Source organism: Mycobacterium sp. (assembly GCF_047975165.1).
GTDB lineage: Bacteria > Actinomycetota > Actinomycetes > Mycobacteriales > Mycobacteriaceae > Mycobacterium.
The window spans coordinates 1-14,959 of the sequence record NZ_JBKECZ010000062.1; the positions used below are offsets into that span (position 1 = coordinate 1).

Below are 14,959 nucleotides of genomic sequence, written 5' to 3' on the forward strand. Positions count from 1 at the left end.
ATAAACGGGATTTGCACATAAAATGAAAATTGATATATGAAAATTAAAAGAGATTGCCAAACTTCTGGTAATGAATTGAAAAAAATATTTGTAAAATTATTAAATGAGTCATTAATATGTATAAAAAAATAAAGAAATATAAGGAAAAATATAATTAATGATTTGTTTTTTAAAATATTAAAAACAAGTTCAAAAGGGTTGCTTGAACCTTTTTTAGATTTACTTAATAAAATATCATTCATATTTCTTAAAGATAAAGAAATTTCTTTTAAAACTTTATTAATATCTTCTTTATCATTTTTATTATCAAAATTATTTAGCATAATCACTCCAAAGTATTTTAAAGATATTATACCAAAAAGAAAGGAAGAAGATGGAACAAAAAAAAGTTAAACAAATAAGGATTACAACTAAATTAAATAATAAATTGAATCAAAACAATATCAAAACATCTAAAGAAATAAATGAAGTAATAGAATTAGGACTTACATATAAAAATGAAATGTTGAAATTAAATAAACTTGAACAAGAAGTAAAAGAAATAAAAGAAATATTAAAGGAGCTAATATTATGAATACAAAAAGAAAAAATTACTTATTAAAAAAAGAAACAGTTTTAAAACTTGAAGAAATAAAAAAAATAAAACATATTTCTGAAACAAAAATAATAGAAAATTTAATAAGCGAAGAATATAAAATAGAAAAAACTACTAGGGACAAAAACTTAACTTTAAAGATATATGATAGTTTAAAAATAATTGAAAAATATTTAGAAGGTGAAGATCAAGAAAAATTTAAAAAAGTAAAAGATGAATATTATAAAAATAAATTTAATAAAGGAGTAAGATAATGTCTTCACCTAATATTTTGTATGGGCTAACTTTTTCAACTAAAAGAAGCATGGATAAATATAGTTTAAAGTTTTCTAATAAAATAGATTCACTTGAAAGAAAAAATACAAAAGATGGATATAATACAAGAAAATGTGTATATGAAAATTATGATAAATTATTTTTAAAAAAAACAATAGTAGTAGATGGGTATAATACTAGAAAAGAAGTATATTCAGAGTATGAAAATTATTTTGATGATTTAGAAAAAATGGTCTTATACTATGATAATGAAAATGGAACTGTAAAGTATAGCCAAAAAAAATTAAGACTTGATAACATTAATCTTTTAGATGAGATTCAAAAAAAGAATAAAAGTTGTTTATATCAAAATTATATATCTTTTGAAAATGATTATACACAAAAGAATATAATTAAAAAATACAGTGTAGATGAATTGTATAAAAAAATATCGCCACATATAGATGAATATTTGCTTAAAAATAATTTTAATTTAAATAATATTAAATACTTTATAACATTTCATACTAATACTAAAAACTTGCACTTCCATTTTGATTTTATAGAAAAGGAACCAACAAGAGAAAAAAATAAATTAGATAAAAAATATTTTAAAGATTTAAGGAAAAATATAATGCTGGATTTAGATAAAGATTTGGCAAAAGAATATTATAAACATAATGAAGATAAATTAAATTTAAAAAATAAAATAAGAGAGCAAATGAAAAGTATTGATTTTAATAAACTAGATAATTTATTTAAAATGGGTAATCAATACTATCAAGAAGATAAAGTTAGGTATTATAAAGATATCAAACATAAAAAATTCAAAAATATAATTGAAGAAATTAAAAAGGAAAGTATAAGACTAAATCCACAATTTGAAGAACAGTATAAAGAGTTTGAAGAAAGTTTAAAAAAAGATACTAAATATTATTCAAAGTTATATGGTGAAACTAAAAATATATCACATACAAATAAACAATTAGAAGAAATAGATTTAAGGCTAAACAATTTAATCCTACGCCAAATAAAGGAGTACAAAGAAGAGAGTAACATCAAGCATAAGCAATTAAGAAAAGTGAATAAAACTTACAAAAATAAAAAAATAAATATATTAAAAAATTTAAAGCAGCATAAAAAAGAAATAGAAAAGTTAACTAAAGAACATGAACAAGATTTGTTATATGGATATTAAAAGGAGAAGAAATGGAAATAAAGCAAATAAATATAATTGAAGATATAATTCAAAACAAAGTAGCAAAAAACTATGAAATAGAGCTAATATTTAAAAATTTAAAAGAGAAGAATAATTATTTAAAAAAAATAAAATTAAATAATTATATAGTAAATAATCAAAGTGAAACAATTAAAGTATTAGTTCCATTTTCAAAATTAACAAAAATATTAAATGAAAAAACTTTTTCATTATTAAAAAAAGAAATTATATTTTCTAATAAAAACATAGATGATGAAGAAATAAAAGAACTTCAAAATAAGATTAAAGAATTAGAAAGGCAAATAGAACCTGAAATGGCTATTAAAGTTTCTAAAATAGAAAAACTTAAAAATGAATATGTAAGCGTATATTTAGAAGATAGAGTAAATGAAGCAAATCAAATTAAATTACTAAAAGATTTATTAGATGAAGAGTATGATCCAAAAGAAATAAAAGCTAAAATAAATACTATTATAAGTACATTTGAAATAGATAAAATTAAAAAAGAAAAAAATAGATTTATAGAAAATGAGTTTAAAGATACATATTTAAAAATTGAGTGGTTTGATAAGGAACAAACAGATATCATATATAGAGTGTTAAAGAATAAAAAGTTATCAGATAAACAAAAACAAATATTATTTAACCCTTTAATGAAAAGTAATTATATTTTATTAGGGGTAGAAATAATTTGTACCAAAAAAATAAAAGATGAAGAATTAATTAATATCTATTATGAAGATATAAATAATATAAACAATTTAAATGAAAGGAAATTAAATTATGAAGAGATTTAATATAATAATATTTTTAAAATTTGTACCTGCATTTTTAGTATTATGGTTATTGTTATTTCATCCAAGTTTTGTAATAATGTTTTTTCAAAATTTGGTAAAAGAAATAGCAGCTTATATTAATGGTAAAAAACCACAAGAGATTTTAATAACAGTATTAGTGATATTAACTCTAATATGGATTAGTGTTATATTTTATAAAAATAAAGTTAATCCATTTTTAGTGAAACATTTAGATGTGACTAAAAATACTTATTCACATGGAAAAAGAAGATTTATGAAAGATAAGGAAAGAAATAAACACTTTGTATTAGTTGACTATATGAATAATTATACTCAGGGATTGATAGTTGATAGGTATAAACAGGTTTATTTAAATTTAGGGATTATAAAAGTGAATTTATATAAAAAGAAGTTCTTTAAATTTAAAGAAGACAAAAAGAAAGATAACAAAAAAAATAAAAAAGAATATAAAAGAATACAAAAAGAAGAAGCAAACTTTTCTAAAGGGAATAATAAAAAAAAAACAAAGTATACTTTTAAATTAATAAATTTTAAAGATATGATTTTTTTAAACAATGATCCTATCCATACTTTAATTTTAGCAACTTCAAGAGTAGGAAAAACTGCAATGTGGATGTTAGCACAAATAGATTTATTTTCAATGATAAAAGATGAAAAGCAAAAACCTAATATAGTAGTTACTGATTTAAAGTTAGAATTATATAATAAAAGTGCAAAAATAATGAAAAAAAGGGGATATGAGGTTTTGTTAATTAATTTAAATGACTTTGATAAGTCAAATTCATATAATCCATTAGAATTAATTAAAAGAGAATTAATTAATATAATGAATCCTATTGTAAATGAAAATGAGAAGATACCAAACCGTATAATTGAAGAAGTAACTAATGAATTAGAACTTGAAGAAATAAAATATTCAAATTGTAGTATAAAAGAAATTCATAAATTTTTAAATAATCAAGTTAATAAAACAGAAGATGAATATGTAGGAATAAAGGCAGCACTTATAAAGTACAAAGAAAAATTATTAGAAGATAATATTAAAAGTATGGGGAAAGTAACTCAAGAGATAAGAAACTTTAGTGATGGATTTATTCCACCTTCAAAAGATGAAAAAGGAAAATTCTTTGTTCAAAATGCTCAAAACTTTTTAAATGCTTTTATTTATTATCTATTAGAACAATGTTTTATTTATGATGATTACAATAAATTTAATTTATATAGCCTAAATGTAACTATTGAAGAGTTATCGCAAGTTGGAGAAGATAAAGAAATGAAAGTAGTTTCTATTTTAAAAGAAAAAACAAAACTTAACTTTGGTTTTTTAACAATTCCTAAGACCGACAATAAGGATATTTTAGCAACTATAAAAAGTGAAATGTCAATATTTACAGATGTATCTTTAGGGTTTATGTCTTCGATGAACCAAGTTGATATAGATGAAATAATTAAAGGTGATAAACCATACATAATTTATTTAGGTATACCTGTTGAAAAACCTGAATATAATAAATATGTATCAATTTTTATTAATCAAATAATAAATAGATCTATAAGTTATACAAAGAAAAATGGAAAAGAAAGTTTAAATAGAAAAATCCACATATTAGCAGATGAATTTGGGAATATGCCACCTATTTCTGCTTTTGTAAATAAATTAACTTTATGTTTATCAATGGGAATACAGATGAGTTTATTGGTACAAGATTTAGAACAACTAACAGATGTATATTCAAAAGTACAAAAAGAAATTATTTTAGGAAATATACATCAAAAAACTTATTTACGTTCAGCTAATGTTTCTTCAAGAAAATACTTTGAAGAATTAATAGGATATACAACAAGGTTATTGAAAAATATAAGTGGTAGTGAATATGATAAACTATCTAAATCAACACAAGAAGTAAAAGTACCTTTAGTAAATGCAGATGACTTAGGTTTAAATCCAATGGGAATAGGATATAGTGTAATTGATAAAAATTTACCAATGAAAGTTTATTACCGCCCTGCATGGGATTATATGCTAAACCAAATCACCTCAGTAGAAAAAGAGTTACTAGAAAGAAATTTAATAGTAGGGCATAAAGATAAGCAAGTAAAAGATATAGTGTGGACATAATAAGCATAATAGATTGTGTAGTAGAATAAAAACTATTATATAATCTTTTTTTAATATAGAAATTATAGTTAAATAATAAAAAATACCCTTAATAAAATTTATTTGTGAAATTAAACTTTCACAAATTTAAGGAGAAGAAATGAAAGAAAATATAAAACAGAATTTAAAAGTATTTGAGGGAAAAATTTTAAAAGTTCCAACAGACCAAATGTTTGATGATTCACTATTTGGTAAACTAGATTTAAAAAAAGTGACAGTTGAAGATACGAAAAGAAAAAATGTAAATGGTGAAGAATACTTATTGTTTAGATTAAGTTATAATGATAGTGTATATAAAATGTCACCTATAGTACTTGCTAAAGGTGAAGAAATGAATAAACTCTGTAAATTGGGAGAATATTACCCTATTAAAATTGAAGTTAAGGAAACTATGAGGGGAGAAAAATTATTTTATGATGTAATAACGATAGCCGATAAGTTAGGAAAAAGTTACGAAGAAGAAGTTATAGCAAAATTAAAAGAAGATATCCAAAAAGATATGTTAACAAATGATATTAGTCAATTTAGACAATATGATCCATCAGTATTAAAATACAATAAAAAGTGTTTAAGTGAAGGATATGAATTTATATATGCCCCAAATGGAGAGTTTGATATTAAAAAATTAGATGAAAATCATAAAATTTCTAAAACAATAAGTAGTGACAGAATAAATGGCGAAGAAAAAGATATGTTAATGAATTATTATACAGGTAAAGAAACAATATCCTTTATGGCTATTAAAAATAATTCTTCAAAAGAAAAGATCTATAATCTTATTGAAAACTTAGAATTGAAAGTAAGTGAAAATTTTATAATTAAAAAAATTCACAATAAAATAAAAAATATAAATGATAAATGGGAAAAAAATGAACTAGAACATTATAATCCAATTTCTTTTATAAAAGAGGGTCAAAATAATGAAGAATTAAATAATGCGAATATAGAAGAAATATCAAATGCTAAAATAACAAATTATGGTTTAGATATAACCAAATTAGATTTGGAAGTTATAAGTATGGATGCTTGTGAAAAAATAATAGATAAATTAGAAGATGAACAATATTTAAGAAAAGAAAAAGTTTATGATACACCACAAAGTAAAAAACAATTTCAAGAACTTATTAATTTATTTTTAGATTTAGGAGAAACCAAAGAAATAAAAGAAGAAAAAAACAACAAAAATAATCAAGAAACAAAAATACAATATAGTTAAAAAATAAAACCTCCCCTTTTTATAATTTGTTTATAAGAGGGGAGGTGATTTATATAAAAACATATAAAGATCTTAAAGAATTTATAAATGAGGTAGAAGGTAAGAAGTATACTAATTATATTATTTGTAGATGTCCAGAGTGTGAAAAGAAAGAAGCTTATGTTTATTTAAAAACTATGAACAAAATAATATGCAATAGGGAAAATGAGTGTGGTAAGACAACTAAAATTTATATAGAAGATAAAAAAGGCTATGAAAATATAATGAGTAAGTCTTTAAGAGAAGAGCAATTAAAAATGGAGAAAAAAGAAAAGTTTAATAAATCTTTAAATAATGTTTTTTCTGAAGAATTGCTTAATCTTTTAGGACCTGAAAACTATAGGGGAATAGATAAGACAAACTTAAATGGTGTAATTATAGATTGGGAAAATGTAACTAATGCTAAATTACCAAATAATGAGTGTTTTATTTGTTTGGATAATAAAATGTATACTTGTTTAAGTATAAATGAAGAATCGGCTAAAAGCTATGAAAGAATTAAAAAAACAAAAAGAACTGACTATCTTATAAGAAGAATTAATATTATTAAAAATATTAAAGACTTGCAAAGGGTTTATAATAATACAATTAATGATATTACTAAAACTAATAAAACAGAACTTAATAATAGAAATATAAACATAGTAGTTAAAAATAAAGGTAAATATGATAACTATGAATATAATTTATTATTACGTTCATCTAAAGAACTACGTGTAAAAGAAAAACAAATAAATTTAATATCAAAAAAAGAAATCCCTAATTTCTATAAAGATATAAAAGGTAACAAACAAGTAATAATAACAGAAGCTACAATAGATGGACTATCTATTAAAAATACTAATAAAAATATAGATGTAATTTCTTTAATGGGAGTTAAAAATCAAAGTTCGTTGACAAATTTTATTGATAGAAATAAAAAATACTTTGAAGATAAAGAAATTATTGTAGCTTTTGATAATGATAAATCCGGTAAAGAAGGAACAATAAAATTAGCTTCTAAACTTAAAGAAATAGGAATAAGTAATATAAGTAAATATAAATATGAAGGTCAAGAAAAAGATTTAAATGAAATATTGCAAAAAAAAGGTAATGTAAAGCTTAAAAAAGAAAAAGTTCATAATTTTCATACACAAATTAATAGAAAGGAGTTATATGAACAAAATAATATTAACAGGAAGGATTACGAAGAAAATAGATATCAATCATACTAAGAGCGGTAAAGCAATAGTGAATTTTGATATAGCAGTAAAAGATTTAAAAAAGAAAAATGAAGATGGAAGTTTTGGAACGAATTTTATTAGGTGTAAATTATTAGGGAACGGTGCTATTAATTTAGAAAAGTATACTAATAAAGGTAGTAGAATATTAGTTTGTGGAGAACTTAAGATAGATGTTATAAAACAAGAAGATGGTAGTAGTAAATTCTTTTCATATGTTTGGGTGAATGAAGTTGACTAATTAGAAAGAAAAAAATCAAATCAAGATAAATATTTTTCAAATACAGTAAAAGAAACAAAAGATGAAAATTTTAATATCGATGATGAAGATTTGCCATTTTAATTATGGCAATCTATAGAGGTATAATAAATATATTGTTACCACCAACACTATATAAACAAATGAAAGAAAGAAATAAAACATTTAATGATTATAATTTATTAGATAAAATAGATGAAGATGATAGAATTTACTACTCTATAAGCTATTATGACAATAAAAAAGTAAGTAACGAAAAGATAAGAATAATAAATTCTATTCAAGCTAAAGGTATAATGCTTCCAATACTCCTAAGTTCATATAAAAATAAACAAATAGTAGAAATTAATGTTAAAAAAATAAACCTTCCAGAAATAGATAAAAATAATAAGCAAAAATATTATTATGAAACGTTATCAGTTATGAATGTAACAAAACAAATAGAAAATTTAAAAAAGATTAAGGAAAGGAAAAAGTATGCCAAAAATTAAATTAACACAAAATCAAGCAAAAGAAATAAATAAAATAACAAACGAATACTTAAAGTTTAAAAAAATTAAAACTATTAAGTATAAGGAGGACCAAGCTAAAAGGTACGAATTATTAGGAGACTATCTTTTAATATCTACTTTAAAAGAACTTGTAGATGAAATAACTTTTAAAATTATAATGGAGAAAGTAAATATTAAGTTGATTCAAGTTCAAAATAAAGGAACTAGTCCATCAGATGAATCAGAATTTAAAAGACATTAATAAAATAATTGAAAAAGTTTCTTATAAATATAACATTAAAAATCATGAAAAAAAAGATTTGATAATGGAAGGATATTTAAAGTATTATTCACTAAGAGAAAAAGGTGAAGTTAATCCAAGTATTTTAATTAAAGCACTTAATAATCATTATCTTGATTTGATTAAAAAAGAACAGACTCAAAAACGATTAGCGAAAGAATATAAATTGGAATCTGGTATTAATAATACAAATTTAAAATATGAAGATATTATACCTTCTAAAAAGCTAAATATAAAAGAAACAAACTTTAATGAAGTGATTGACAGATTAACAGATAAAAATGTTATAAAAAAAGAGGAGGGAGAAATTTTGAAAGATTATTATGTTAATAATAAAAACCATAATTTCATAGCAAAAAAGTATAATAAAACCAAACAACAAAGTATAGATAAGGTTAAAAACATTAAAAGAAAAATTAAAAATAATAAAAATTATGATTATAAAGAATTTATAGAAGAAAAAAGCTTAAGCAAATAAATATGATGAAATTATAAAAAATAAAGAAGAAGATAATATTTAGTCTTCTTTTTTACTTTTTTAGATATAACTTTTGAATTAATTTTAAAAATAATTTACACCATTTGAAATTAAAATCGTTTTATAGTATAGGGGGTAAAATGGAAAAAAATAAAATAAAAGATGATAAAAAGGTTATAATAAATGAAATAGACTTTTTGTTGGATTTATCTTCTGAAGAAGAAGAACAAGTTTTAATTGGTCTCCTAAGAGATACGATAAATTTATTTAATGAAATAAAAGATATAATAATATAAAAGGGGAAATTATGAAAAAAATTATTAATAATATTAAAAAAAGTCTAAAAGGAACAAACAAAAAAGTAGTTATACCAATAGTAATTATAATAGTGGTGGTTATAGGAGTAGGAACTTATTTCATTCCTAACTTTAATGAATACCAAGCACTTCAAACTCAAACAAAATTATTAGGATTAAACTATCCACAAACTAATATTTTAGTTAAAGATTCAACAATTGAAAAAATGAAAGAAGATATTTTTAATTCACAACAAGAATTAAAAGAAACTGAAAAAAGTACAAAAAAATCTTCTAGTGATGATAAAGAAAGTAAGTCTAATAGTGATAAACAATCAAAAGAAGATACAGATAAAGGAAATAGCACTTCTTCAAATTCATCTAATAATAATTCAAATAACAACAGTAGTTCAAGTAGTAGTGATAATAGCAGTAGTTCTAATGATTCAAATAGTAATAATGGTAGTTCATCATCAGGAGGAAATAATTTAAATAATAATGGCGGTGGTTCATCATCAGAAGGAAATAATTCAAATAATAATGGCGGTGGTTCATCATCAGGAGGAAATAATTCAAATAATAATGGTGGAGGAACAGGAGTATCAAAACCCGATAAACCGACTATTCCAAGCGAAAAAAAATGTGGGTATATATCAAAAAGTGAAGCGGAGATAAAAGCTGCTGATTACTTAGGCGTATCAGTTAATGATGGAACATCTTCTTCAACTGAATATGGTTATGATTGTATAAGTGATTTTTCTTTTAATGGAACTTCGTGGGTTCCGCAATATAAATATGATATGCCCGCCTACGTTTTATCTTTTAATAATGGTAAAACAGTAATGGTGATGGGAAATGGCACTATTTATGATTATTAAGGAGGAATACTATGAAAGAATATAGTCGTGAAATAGGTTTTGAAATGATTATTGATTGGAGTAAAGTCAAGTTTATAACAATTAATTATCAAGAAGAAGAAATAGGGTTAACTCGTAAGAAATACGATCTTAAAATTAATGGTAAAACATCTAAAGCAAAAGAGGCGGAATATCAAATTAATAAGAAAACTATATGGGTTCTTGAAATAGATGGTATAACAATTAGAAGTGGTAACTATGAGACAATTAAAAATAGTTATGATTTTTACTTAGAAGAATTTAAAGAATATAATAATAAATTAAAAGAATTAGAAAGTTAATTAACTTTCTAATTCTTTTTTTAGTTAAAAAATATCTTCTCCCCTCTTTATAATTTAAATGAAAGGAGATAAAACAACAAAAACAAATTAAGGAGAAAAATGAAAATACAACAAATAAAGATTAAAAAGGTAAATAATGAAATATTAAATGTAGGTATTCAATTAGAATTTATGGACGAATATATAAAGCAATACCAAAAAGAATATGGGGTGAGATTAAAACAAACATCTGAATACTCATATGAGGAAGAAATAGAAAATGTTGAATACCTTAGAAATGATAATTCAAGTGAATTACTTAGTTTGAATAAGGCAACCCTTAATACTTTAGAAAATATTAATAAATTATTAGAAAATAATAATAATAATGAAATAGTAGATTCTATTATAGAAGTAAAGGAAACAATAGAAAGTAAAGAAGTTAATTCTAATTCAGAAATTGAAAATAAACTATTTGAAATATCAACATTTTTAGGAAATAAAAAAGTATCAGATGATGAAAAACTAATAGAGTTAATTGAAACAATGGAAGATGTTGGAAATAATAAAATAAACATTGTACTAAATGTACTAAATATAATGATTATGATTATGTTAGTATATTTAGTGATTAAGTAGAGGAAGAACATGAAACCAAAAGTACTAAATATACTTTTATTAGCATTGATAGTTGGGAGTTTAGTTTTACCAACAGTATTTAGTGCTAAAGAAGTGTATCAAGAAGAAACAATTTCTTTTACAAATGAAGAGTTAAAAGAAATAGAAACAAAAGAAAATAGTAGTTATCCTTATCAAGCTAAGTTTGATACAGAAGAAGAAGCAAATATCTATGCTTTAAAATTAGAAAATTACTTAAAAACAAAAGAAAAACAAAAAGGTAACTTTTTGGGAGATCATAAGATCAATGATTCTGTAGGAAATAGTTACTACTATAGTGATAAAAATGATTTTGAAGATTATGGCGATTTCAAGGTATACTACAAGAACAAAACTGTATACAAGTTCAAGTATAACGGTAAGTGGGAGGTTAATACACCATATTTTATGGTTACTAATACGACAGAGTTTAGTTTGCCTAGTCAATTACTTGTTTTTTGCGTAGAGCCCGATAAAGGTGCTGAACAAATAGACGGAGTGGGAGAAAGCAATAATGCTTATAGTTCCTTAACACCACCTCAAAAAAGCAAAGTAAATAGGTTTACCGCTTACATAACTAATTTGTATGCTAGTACAGGTAATATGGATTATCTTACTGCAGGTCAACTTGCTGTTTGGGAAGCAGTTGGGGCAATAGGTTTTACTATTCCTAGTGGAATAAAAACTGAATGGGACAAAATACATGAAGAAGTATCTAATCATGGAACATATCCATCATTCACTACTACATTTGAAGAAAGTGATATTCCATTATATAATTTAACTTATGATTCATCTAAAAACCGTTACGAAACTACTTTAAAAGATGAAAATGGGGTTTTAGATACTCGTTATTTATTAGATATGAAAGGAACTTATGGAAAATTCCACATTGCAGATGGAGAAGGAGCAAATAATTTATTAGTTTGGATAGATGAAGCAGATGTGAACGGTAAAGGAACAGTTACTTCACCTATTGTAAAATCAACTTATGATCCTATGCCACCTTCTGGACAAAGAAATAACATTAAGTACACATCTACTCCAACTTTTGTAAATTCAGGTCAAGATTTAGTTGCAGGACTATCCGACCCTGTAACAGTAAAGGTACAATTTACAGTTAAAGAAGCGTTAGGGGGAGCAAGTTTAACGAAAGTAGAAGATGATTCAGAAACAGTAAATGGAGATAAAACAAATAATCCATTAGAAGGTACGAAGTGGGAAATTAGAACTAAAAAAGATGATAAAGTAGTTAAATCATGTACTACAAACAACGATGGTAAATGCGATTTTAAAGATTTATCATTAGGAGATTACTACGCAATTGAAGTTGATACGGAAACAGGATATGTTTTAGATTCTACCAAATACTATTTCTCAATAACGGAAGATGGACAAGTAGTTTCTATTAACGAAGGAGAGGAGATAACTAATAAAATAATTAAAGGAAAAGTACATCTTAAAAAAATTGGTATAGATACTAATCCATTTAATGATAAATTAGTAGGATTAGAAGGAACGGTATTTGAAATAAAAGATAGTGAAGGAAATGTAGTTGAAACTTTAAATACTGATTCAAATGGAGAAATAACTTCTTCATATTTAAAATACGGAAACTATGAAATATGTGAAAAAATACCTTCAAATGGATATATAAATAGTAATTATTGTGAAGAATTTTCCATTACTAAAGATGGACAAATTATTGAATTAAATGGTGGAGCAGATTTAGTAAATCAGATTATGTATGGTAAAATTTTATTAAACAAGGATGGTGAAAGTTTAATTAATGGAGAAGATGAGGTATATTATCCTTTAGCAAATACTAAGTTCGGTATTTATTGGGATAGTAACAGAAACGGTAAGATAGATACAGGGGAAAGACTTGTTGAAACTTTAACAACTGATAAATACGGATATGCTGAAAGCAAAGTAATGAAAGGTGGAGAACAATACATCATTAGAGAAGATGAAGCCTCTGAAGGATGGGTAAATGCTAATTATGAAGAAGTTTTTGAAATAACTGAAATGGGGCAAATTATTGCGATTAACCATGGAGAAGATATACCTAATAAAGTCATCAAAGGTAAAGTTGAACTTTACAAAGGTGGATTAGATGAGAGTGATACTGAGCATGATTACTTTACATATTACCCTGTATACAAAGATATAAATGGAAATGGAACAGTTGATAAAGGGGAAGATAAGCCGATAGATTTAGCAACTAAAGATAAAATAGAAAGAGAAGAATATACAAAAGAAAATGGATATATCGTTGATAAAAAAAACTCAAAACAATTAGAAGAAAATCTTTATCCTTTAGAAAATGTTGAGTTTACTATTTATCAAGATATAAATGGAAATGGTAAAGTAGATGACAAGGAAGTTAAAAATAATATAATCCAAGTTTTAACATCAGATGAAAATGGTTATATTATTAGTGAGGACTTAAAATTTGGAGATTACGTTTTGAAAGAAACAAAAACTGCTGAAGGATATGTAAATGATGGTTGGTATAAAGCGTTTAGTATTACAGAAGATGGTAAAACTTTAACTTTGTTTGATGGTAAACCTCTTAAAAATAAATTAATCACAAACGATATAAAGATACTAAAAGTAGATAGTGATGATAATGACAAAGTATTAAGTGGTGCTGAATTTGGACTTTACCATGATTTAAATGGAGATGGAATTCTCCAAACGAACTTAGACACAAAAAACGATTCAAGTATCATAAACGAATTTACAGAAGAAAACAGAGCAGCTTATGGTGTAACAGATGAAGAAGGTAAGTTAAGTTTTGAAAATATTCCTTATGGGAAATACATTTTAAAAGAAACAAAAGCACCAGAAAATTATGAGTTTGATGATACTAAAGAAGTTGCAATTTCAGTAAATGAAGATGGGAAAGTTTTTAAAATTACCGTTTTAAACGATAAGATAGAAGTTGAAGAATTTTTAAAAACAGGTTCTTTTAAAAATATAATAATTTTTGTAATATTATCTTTTGTTACATTAATAAGTATAGTAATAGTGTTTTTACATATAATAACCAAAAGTATTAAATAAAAGGAAATTATGAAAAAAAATAATTTAATGATATATCAAAGAATATTTATATTAATACTCTTTATAATTTTAATAATTAGTAATTTTAATACTAAAGATATAAATAAAGAAAATAAAAATATAAATTCAAACGTAACAATAGATGAAACAAAGTATTCTAAAGAAGTTGGAAAAAAAGTAGCAACTTTAACAATTCCTGCTAAAGATATAAGTACAGATATTTATTATGGTAATGATCAATTAGATAATTTTAATTTAATTATGGATAATGATTATAGTTACTTCGATGAAGAGAAAAATATTGTCTTAGCAGGCCATAAAGAAAAAATATCTTCTGCTATTGACAAGATAGAAAAAGAAGATATTATTAAAGTAGACTATAAAGAAGGTAGAAGTTATTACAAAGTAGATTCAATAGGTATAGTGGAAGAAACTCAATCTAATGAGGTATTAAAAGAACAAGATAAAGAGCAGCTTATTATATATACTTGCTATCCCTTTGAGTGGTGGAGTGACAACTCTCAAAGATATGTAATAACAGCTTCTAAAGTATAGTATTTATATTAATAATAATTATTTTTGTATCTTAAATATTTAAACAGAAATTGTCATCTTTTATTAATATATAAATAATAGAAAGTAAAAAAGCTATGAAAAATAGTCTTTTTCAATATTCATGAAAGTGAACAATTGTTCCTCTATTTTTGATAT

The 14,959-nt window shown here is 23.4% G+C and carries 18 protein-coding genes; 17 read left to right on the forward strand and 1 reads right to left on the reverse strand.

What is annotated here, in order from left to right:
• On the reverse strand, positions 1–329 hold a 329-nt coding region (locus tag ACK5M9_RS07170), incomplete at its 3' end, for a hypothetical protein (RefSeq protein ID WP_416892487.1).
• Positions 330–373: 44 nt separating this feature from the next.
• Between ACK5M9_RS07170 and ACK5M9_RS07175 the strand changes: the two genes are divergently transcribed.
• The 17 genes from ACK5M9_RS07175 to ACK5M9_RS07255 all read left to right on the forward strand — a co-directional run bounded on the left by ACK5M9_RS07175 (position 374) and on the right by ACK5M9_RS07255 (position 14,803).
• Positions 374–574: a hypothetical protein gene (locus ACK5M9_RS07175; protein ID WP_416892488.1), complete on the forward strand. Its 201-nt coding sequence runs from the start codon at positions 374–376 to the stop codon at positions 572–574.
• A complete protein-coding gene (locus tag ACK5M9_RS07180; protein ID WP_416892489.1) occupies positions 571–849 on the forward strand; it encodes a hypothetical protein in 279 nt (92 codons plus the stop codon). Before ACK5M9_RS07175 ends, ACK5M9_RS07180 begins: the two co-directional genes overlap by 4 nt.
• Complete coding sequence (gene mobL / locus ACK5M9_RS07185; protein ID WP_416892490.1) at positions 849–2,048, forward strand: relaxase MobL; 1,200 nt, start codon at positions 849–851, stop codon at positions 2,046–2,048. Before ACK5M9_RS07180 ends, mobL begins: the two co-directional genes overlap by 1 nt.
• Positions 2,049–2,059: 11 nt before the next feature.
• Complete coding sequence (locus ACK5M9_RS07190; protein WP_416892491.1) at positions 2,060–2,866, forward strand: hypothetical protein; 807 nt, start codon at positions 2,060–2,062, stop codon at positions 2,864–2,866.
• Positions 2,853–5,006: a type IV secretory system conjugative DNA transfer family protein gene (locus ACK5M9_RS07195; protein ID WP_416892492.1), complete on the forward strand. Its 2,154-nt coding sequence runs from the start codon at positions 2,853–2,855 to the stop codon at positions 5,004–5,006. Before ACK5M9_RS07190 ends, ACK5M9_RS07195 begins: the two co-directional genes overlap by 14 nt.
• 139 nt (positions 5,007–5,145) lie before the next feature.
• Positions 5,146–6,261, forward strand: coding sequence for a hypothetical protein (locus tag ACK5M9_RS07200; protein WP_416892493.1), 1,116 nt, complete (start codon positions 5,146–5,148; stop codon positions 6,259–6,261).
• 44 nt (positions 6,262–6,305) lie between these two features.
• A complete protein-coding gene (locus tag ACK5M9_RS07205; protein WP_416892494.1) occupies positions 6,306–7,514 on the forward strand; it encodes a toprim domain-containing protein in 1,209 nt (402 codons plus the stop codon).
• Complete coding sequence (locus tag ACK5M9_RS07210; RefSeq protein WP_416892495.1) at positions 7,456–7,761, forward strand: single-stranded DNA-binding protein; 306 nt, start codon at positions 7,456–7,458, stop codon at positions 7,759–7,761. The genes ACK5M9_RS07205 and ACK5M9_RS07210 overlap by 59 nt, the downstream gene beginning before the upstream one ends.
• Positions 7,762–7,865: 104 nt before the next feature.
• Complete coding sequence (locus tag ACK5M9_RS07215; protein ID WP_416892496.1) at positions 7,866–8,270, forward strand: hypothetical protein; 405 nt, start codon at positions 7,866–7,868, stop codon at positions 8,268–8,270.
• Positions 8,257–8,532, forward strand: coding sequence for a hypothetical protein (locus tag ACK5M9_RS07220; RefSeq protein WP_416892497.1), 276 nt, complete (start codon positions 8,257–8,259; stop codon positions 8,530–8,532). Before ACK5M9_RS07215 ends, ACK5M9_RS07220 begins: the two co-directional genes overlap by 14 nt.
• On the forward strand, positions 8,507–9,049 hold the full coding sequence (locus tag ACK5M9_RS07225; protein ID WP_416892498.1) for a hypothetical protein: 543 nt from the start codon (positions 8,507–8,509) through the stop codon (positions 9,047–9,049). Before ACK5M9_RS07220 ends, ACK5M9_RS07225 begins: the two co-directional genes overlap by 26 nt.
• Positions 9,050–9,189: 140 nt before the next feature.
• Positions 9,190–9,345, forward strand: a complete 156-nt coding sequence (locus ACK5M9_RS07230; RefSeq protein WP_416892499.1) for a hypothetical protein — start codon at positions 9,190–9,192, stop codon at positions 9,343–9,345.
• 11 nt (positions 9,346–9,356) lie between these two features.
• A complete protein-coding gene (locus ACK5M9_RS07235; protein WP_416892500.1) occupies positions 9,357–10,223 on the forward strand; it encodes a hypothetical protein in 867 nt (288 codons plus the stop codon).
• An 11-nt stretch (positions 10,224–10,234) separates the two neighbouring features.
• Positions 10,235–10,543 carry a hypothetical protein gene (locus tag ACK5M9_RS07240; protein ID WP_416892501.1) on the forward strand — a complete coding sequence of 103 codons (309 nt, stop codon included), beginning with the start codon at positions 10,235–10,237 and terminating at the stop codon, positions 10,541–10,543.
• 99 nt (positions 10,544–10,642) lie between these two features.
• The gene (locus ACK5M9_RS07245; protein ID WP_416892502.1) at positions 10,643–11,161 is read left to right on the forward strand and encodes a hypothetical protein; all 519 of its coding nucleotides are present in this window, start codon (positions 10,643–10,645) and stop codon (positions 11,159–11,161) included.
• Between the two features lie 9 nt (positions 11,162–11,170).
• On the forward strand, positions 11,171–14,248 hold the full coding sequence (locus ACK5M9_RS07250; protein ID WP_416892503.1) for an MSCRAMM family protein: 3,078 nt from the start codon (positions 11,171–11,173) through the stop codon (positions 14,246–14,248).
• A 9-nt stretch (positions 14,249–14,257) separates the two neighbouring features.
• Positions 14,258–14,803 (forward strand): sortase, encoded by a 546-nt coding sequence (locus tag ACK5M9_RS07255; RefSeq protein ID WP_416892504.1) that lies wholly within the window; start codon positions 14,258–14,260, stop codon positions 14,801–14,803.
• Positions 14,804–14,959: the final 156 nt, after the last annotated feature.

What these genes read in the sequence shown, in the direction of transcription:
- ACK5M9_RS07175 (WP_416892488.1), top strand. Translation starts at nt 374, where the DNA reads ATGGAACAAAAAAAAGTTAAACAAATAAGGATTACAACTAAATTAAAT.
- ACK5M9_RS07180 (WP_416892489.1), top strand. Translation starts at nt 571, where the DNA reads ATGAATACAAAAAGAAAAAATTACTTATTAAAAAAAGAAACAGTTTTA.
- mobL (WP_416892490.1), top strand. Translation starts at nt 849, where the DNA reads ATGTCTTCACCTAATATTTTGTATGGGCTAACTTTTTCAACTAAAAGA.
- ACK5M9_RS07190 (WP_416892491.1), top strand. Translation starts at nt 2,060, where the DNA reads ATGGAAATAAAGCAAATAAATATAATTGAAGATATAATTCAAAACAAA.
- ACK5M9_RS07195 (WP_416892492.1), top strand. Translation starts at nt 2,853, where the DNA reads ATGAAGAGATTTAATATAATAATATTTTTAAAATTTGTACCTGCATTT.
- ACK5M9_RS07200 (WP_416892493.1), top strand. Translation starts at nt 5,146, where the DNA reads ATGAAAGAAAATATAAAACAGAATTTAAAAGTATTTGAGGGAAAAATT.
- ACK5M9_RS07210 (WP_416892495.1), top strand. Translation starts at nt 7,456, where the DNA reads ATGAACAAAATAATATTAACAGGAAGGATTACGAAGAAAATAGATATC.
- ACK5M9_RS07215 (WP_416892496.1), top strand. Translation starts at nt 7,866, where the DNA reads ATGGCAATCTATAGAGGTATAATAAATATATTGTTACCACCAACACTA.
- ACK5M9_RS07220 (WP_416892497.1), top strand. Translation starts at nt 8,257, where the DNA reads ATGCCAAAAATTAAATTAACACAAAATCAAGCAAAAGAAATAAATAAA.
- ACK5M9_RS07225 (WP_416892498.1), top strand. Translation starts at nt 8,507, where the DNA reads ATGAATCAGAATTTAAAAGACATTAATAAAATAATTGAAAAAGTTTCT.
- ACK5M9_RS07230 (WP_416892499.1), top strand. Translation starts at nt 9,190, where the DNA reads ATGGAAAAAAATAAAATAAAAGATGATAAAAAGGTTATAATAAATGAA.
- ACK5M9_RS07235 (WP_416892500.1), top strand. Translation starts at nt 9,357, where the DNA reads ATGAAAAAAATTATTAATAATATTAAAAAAAGTCTAAAAGGAACAAAC.
- ACK5M9_RS07240 (WP_416892501.1), top strand. Translation starts at nt 10,235, where the DNA reads ATGAAAGAATATAGTCGTGAAATAGGTTTTGAAATGATTATTGATTGG.
- ACK5M9_RS07245 (WP_416892502.1), top strand. Translation starts at nt 10,643, where the DNA reads ATGAAAATACAACAAATAAAGATTAAAAAGGTAAATAATGAAATATTA.
- ACK5M9_RS07250 (WP_416892503.1), top strand. Translation starts at nt 11,171, where the DNA reads ATGAAACCAAAAGTACTAAATATACTTTTATTAGCATTGATAGTTGGG.
- ACK5M9_RS07255 (WP_416892504.1), top strand. Translation starts at nt 14,258, where the DNA reads ATGAAAAAAAATAATTTAATGATATATCAAAGAATATTTATATTAATA.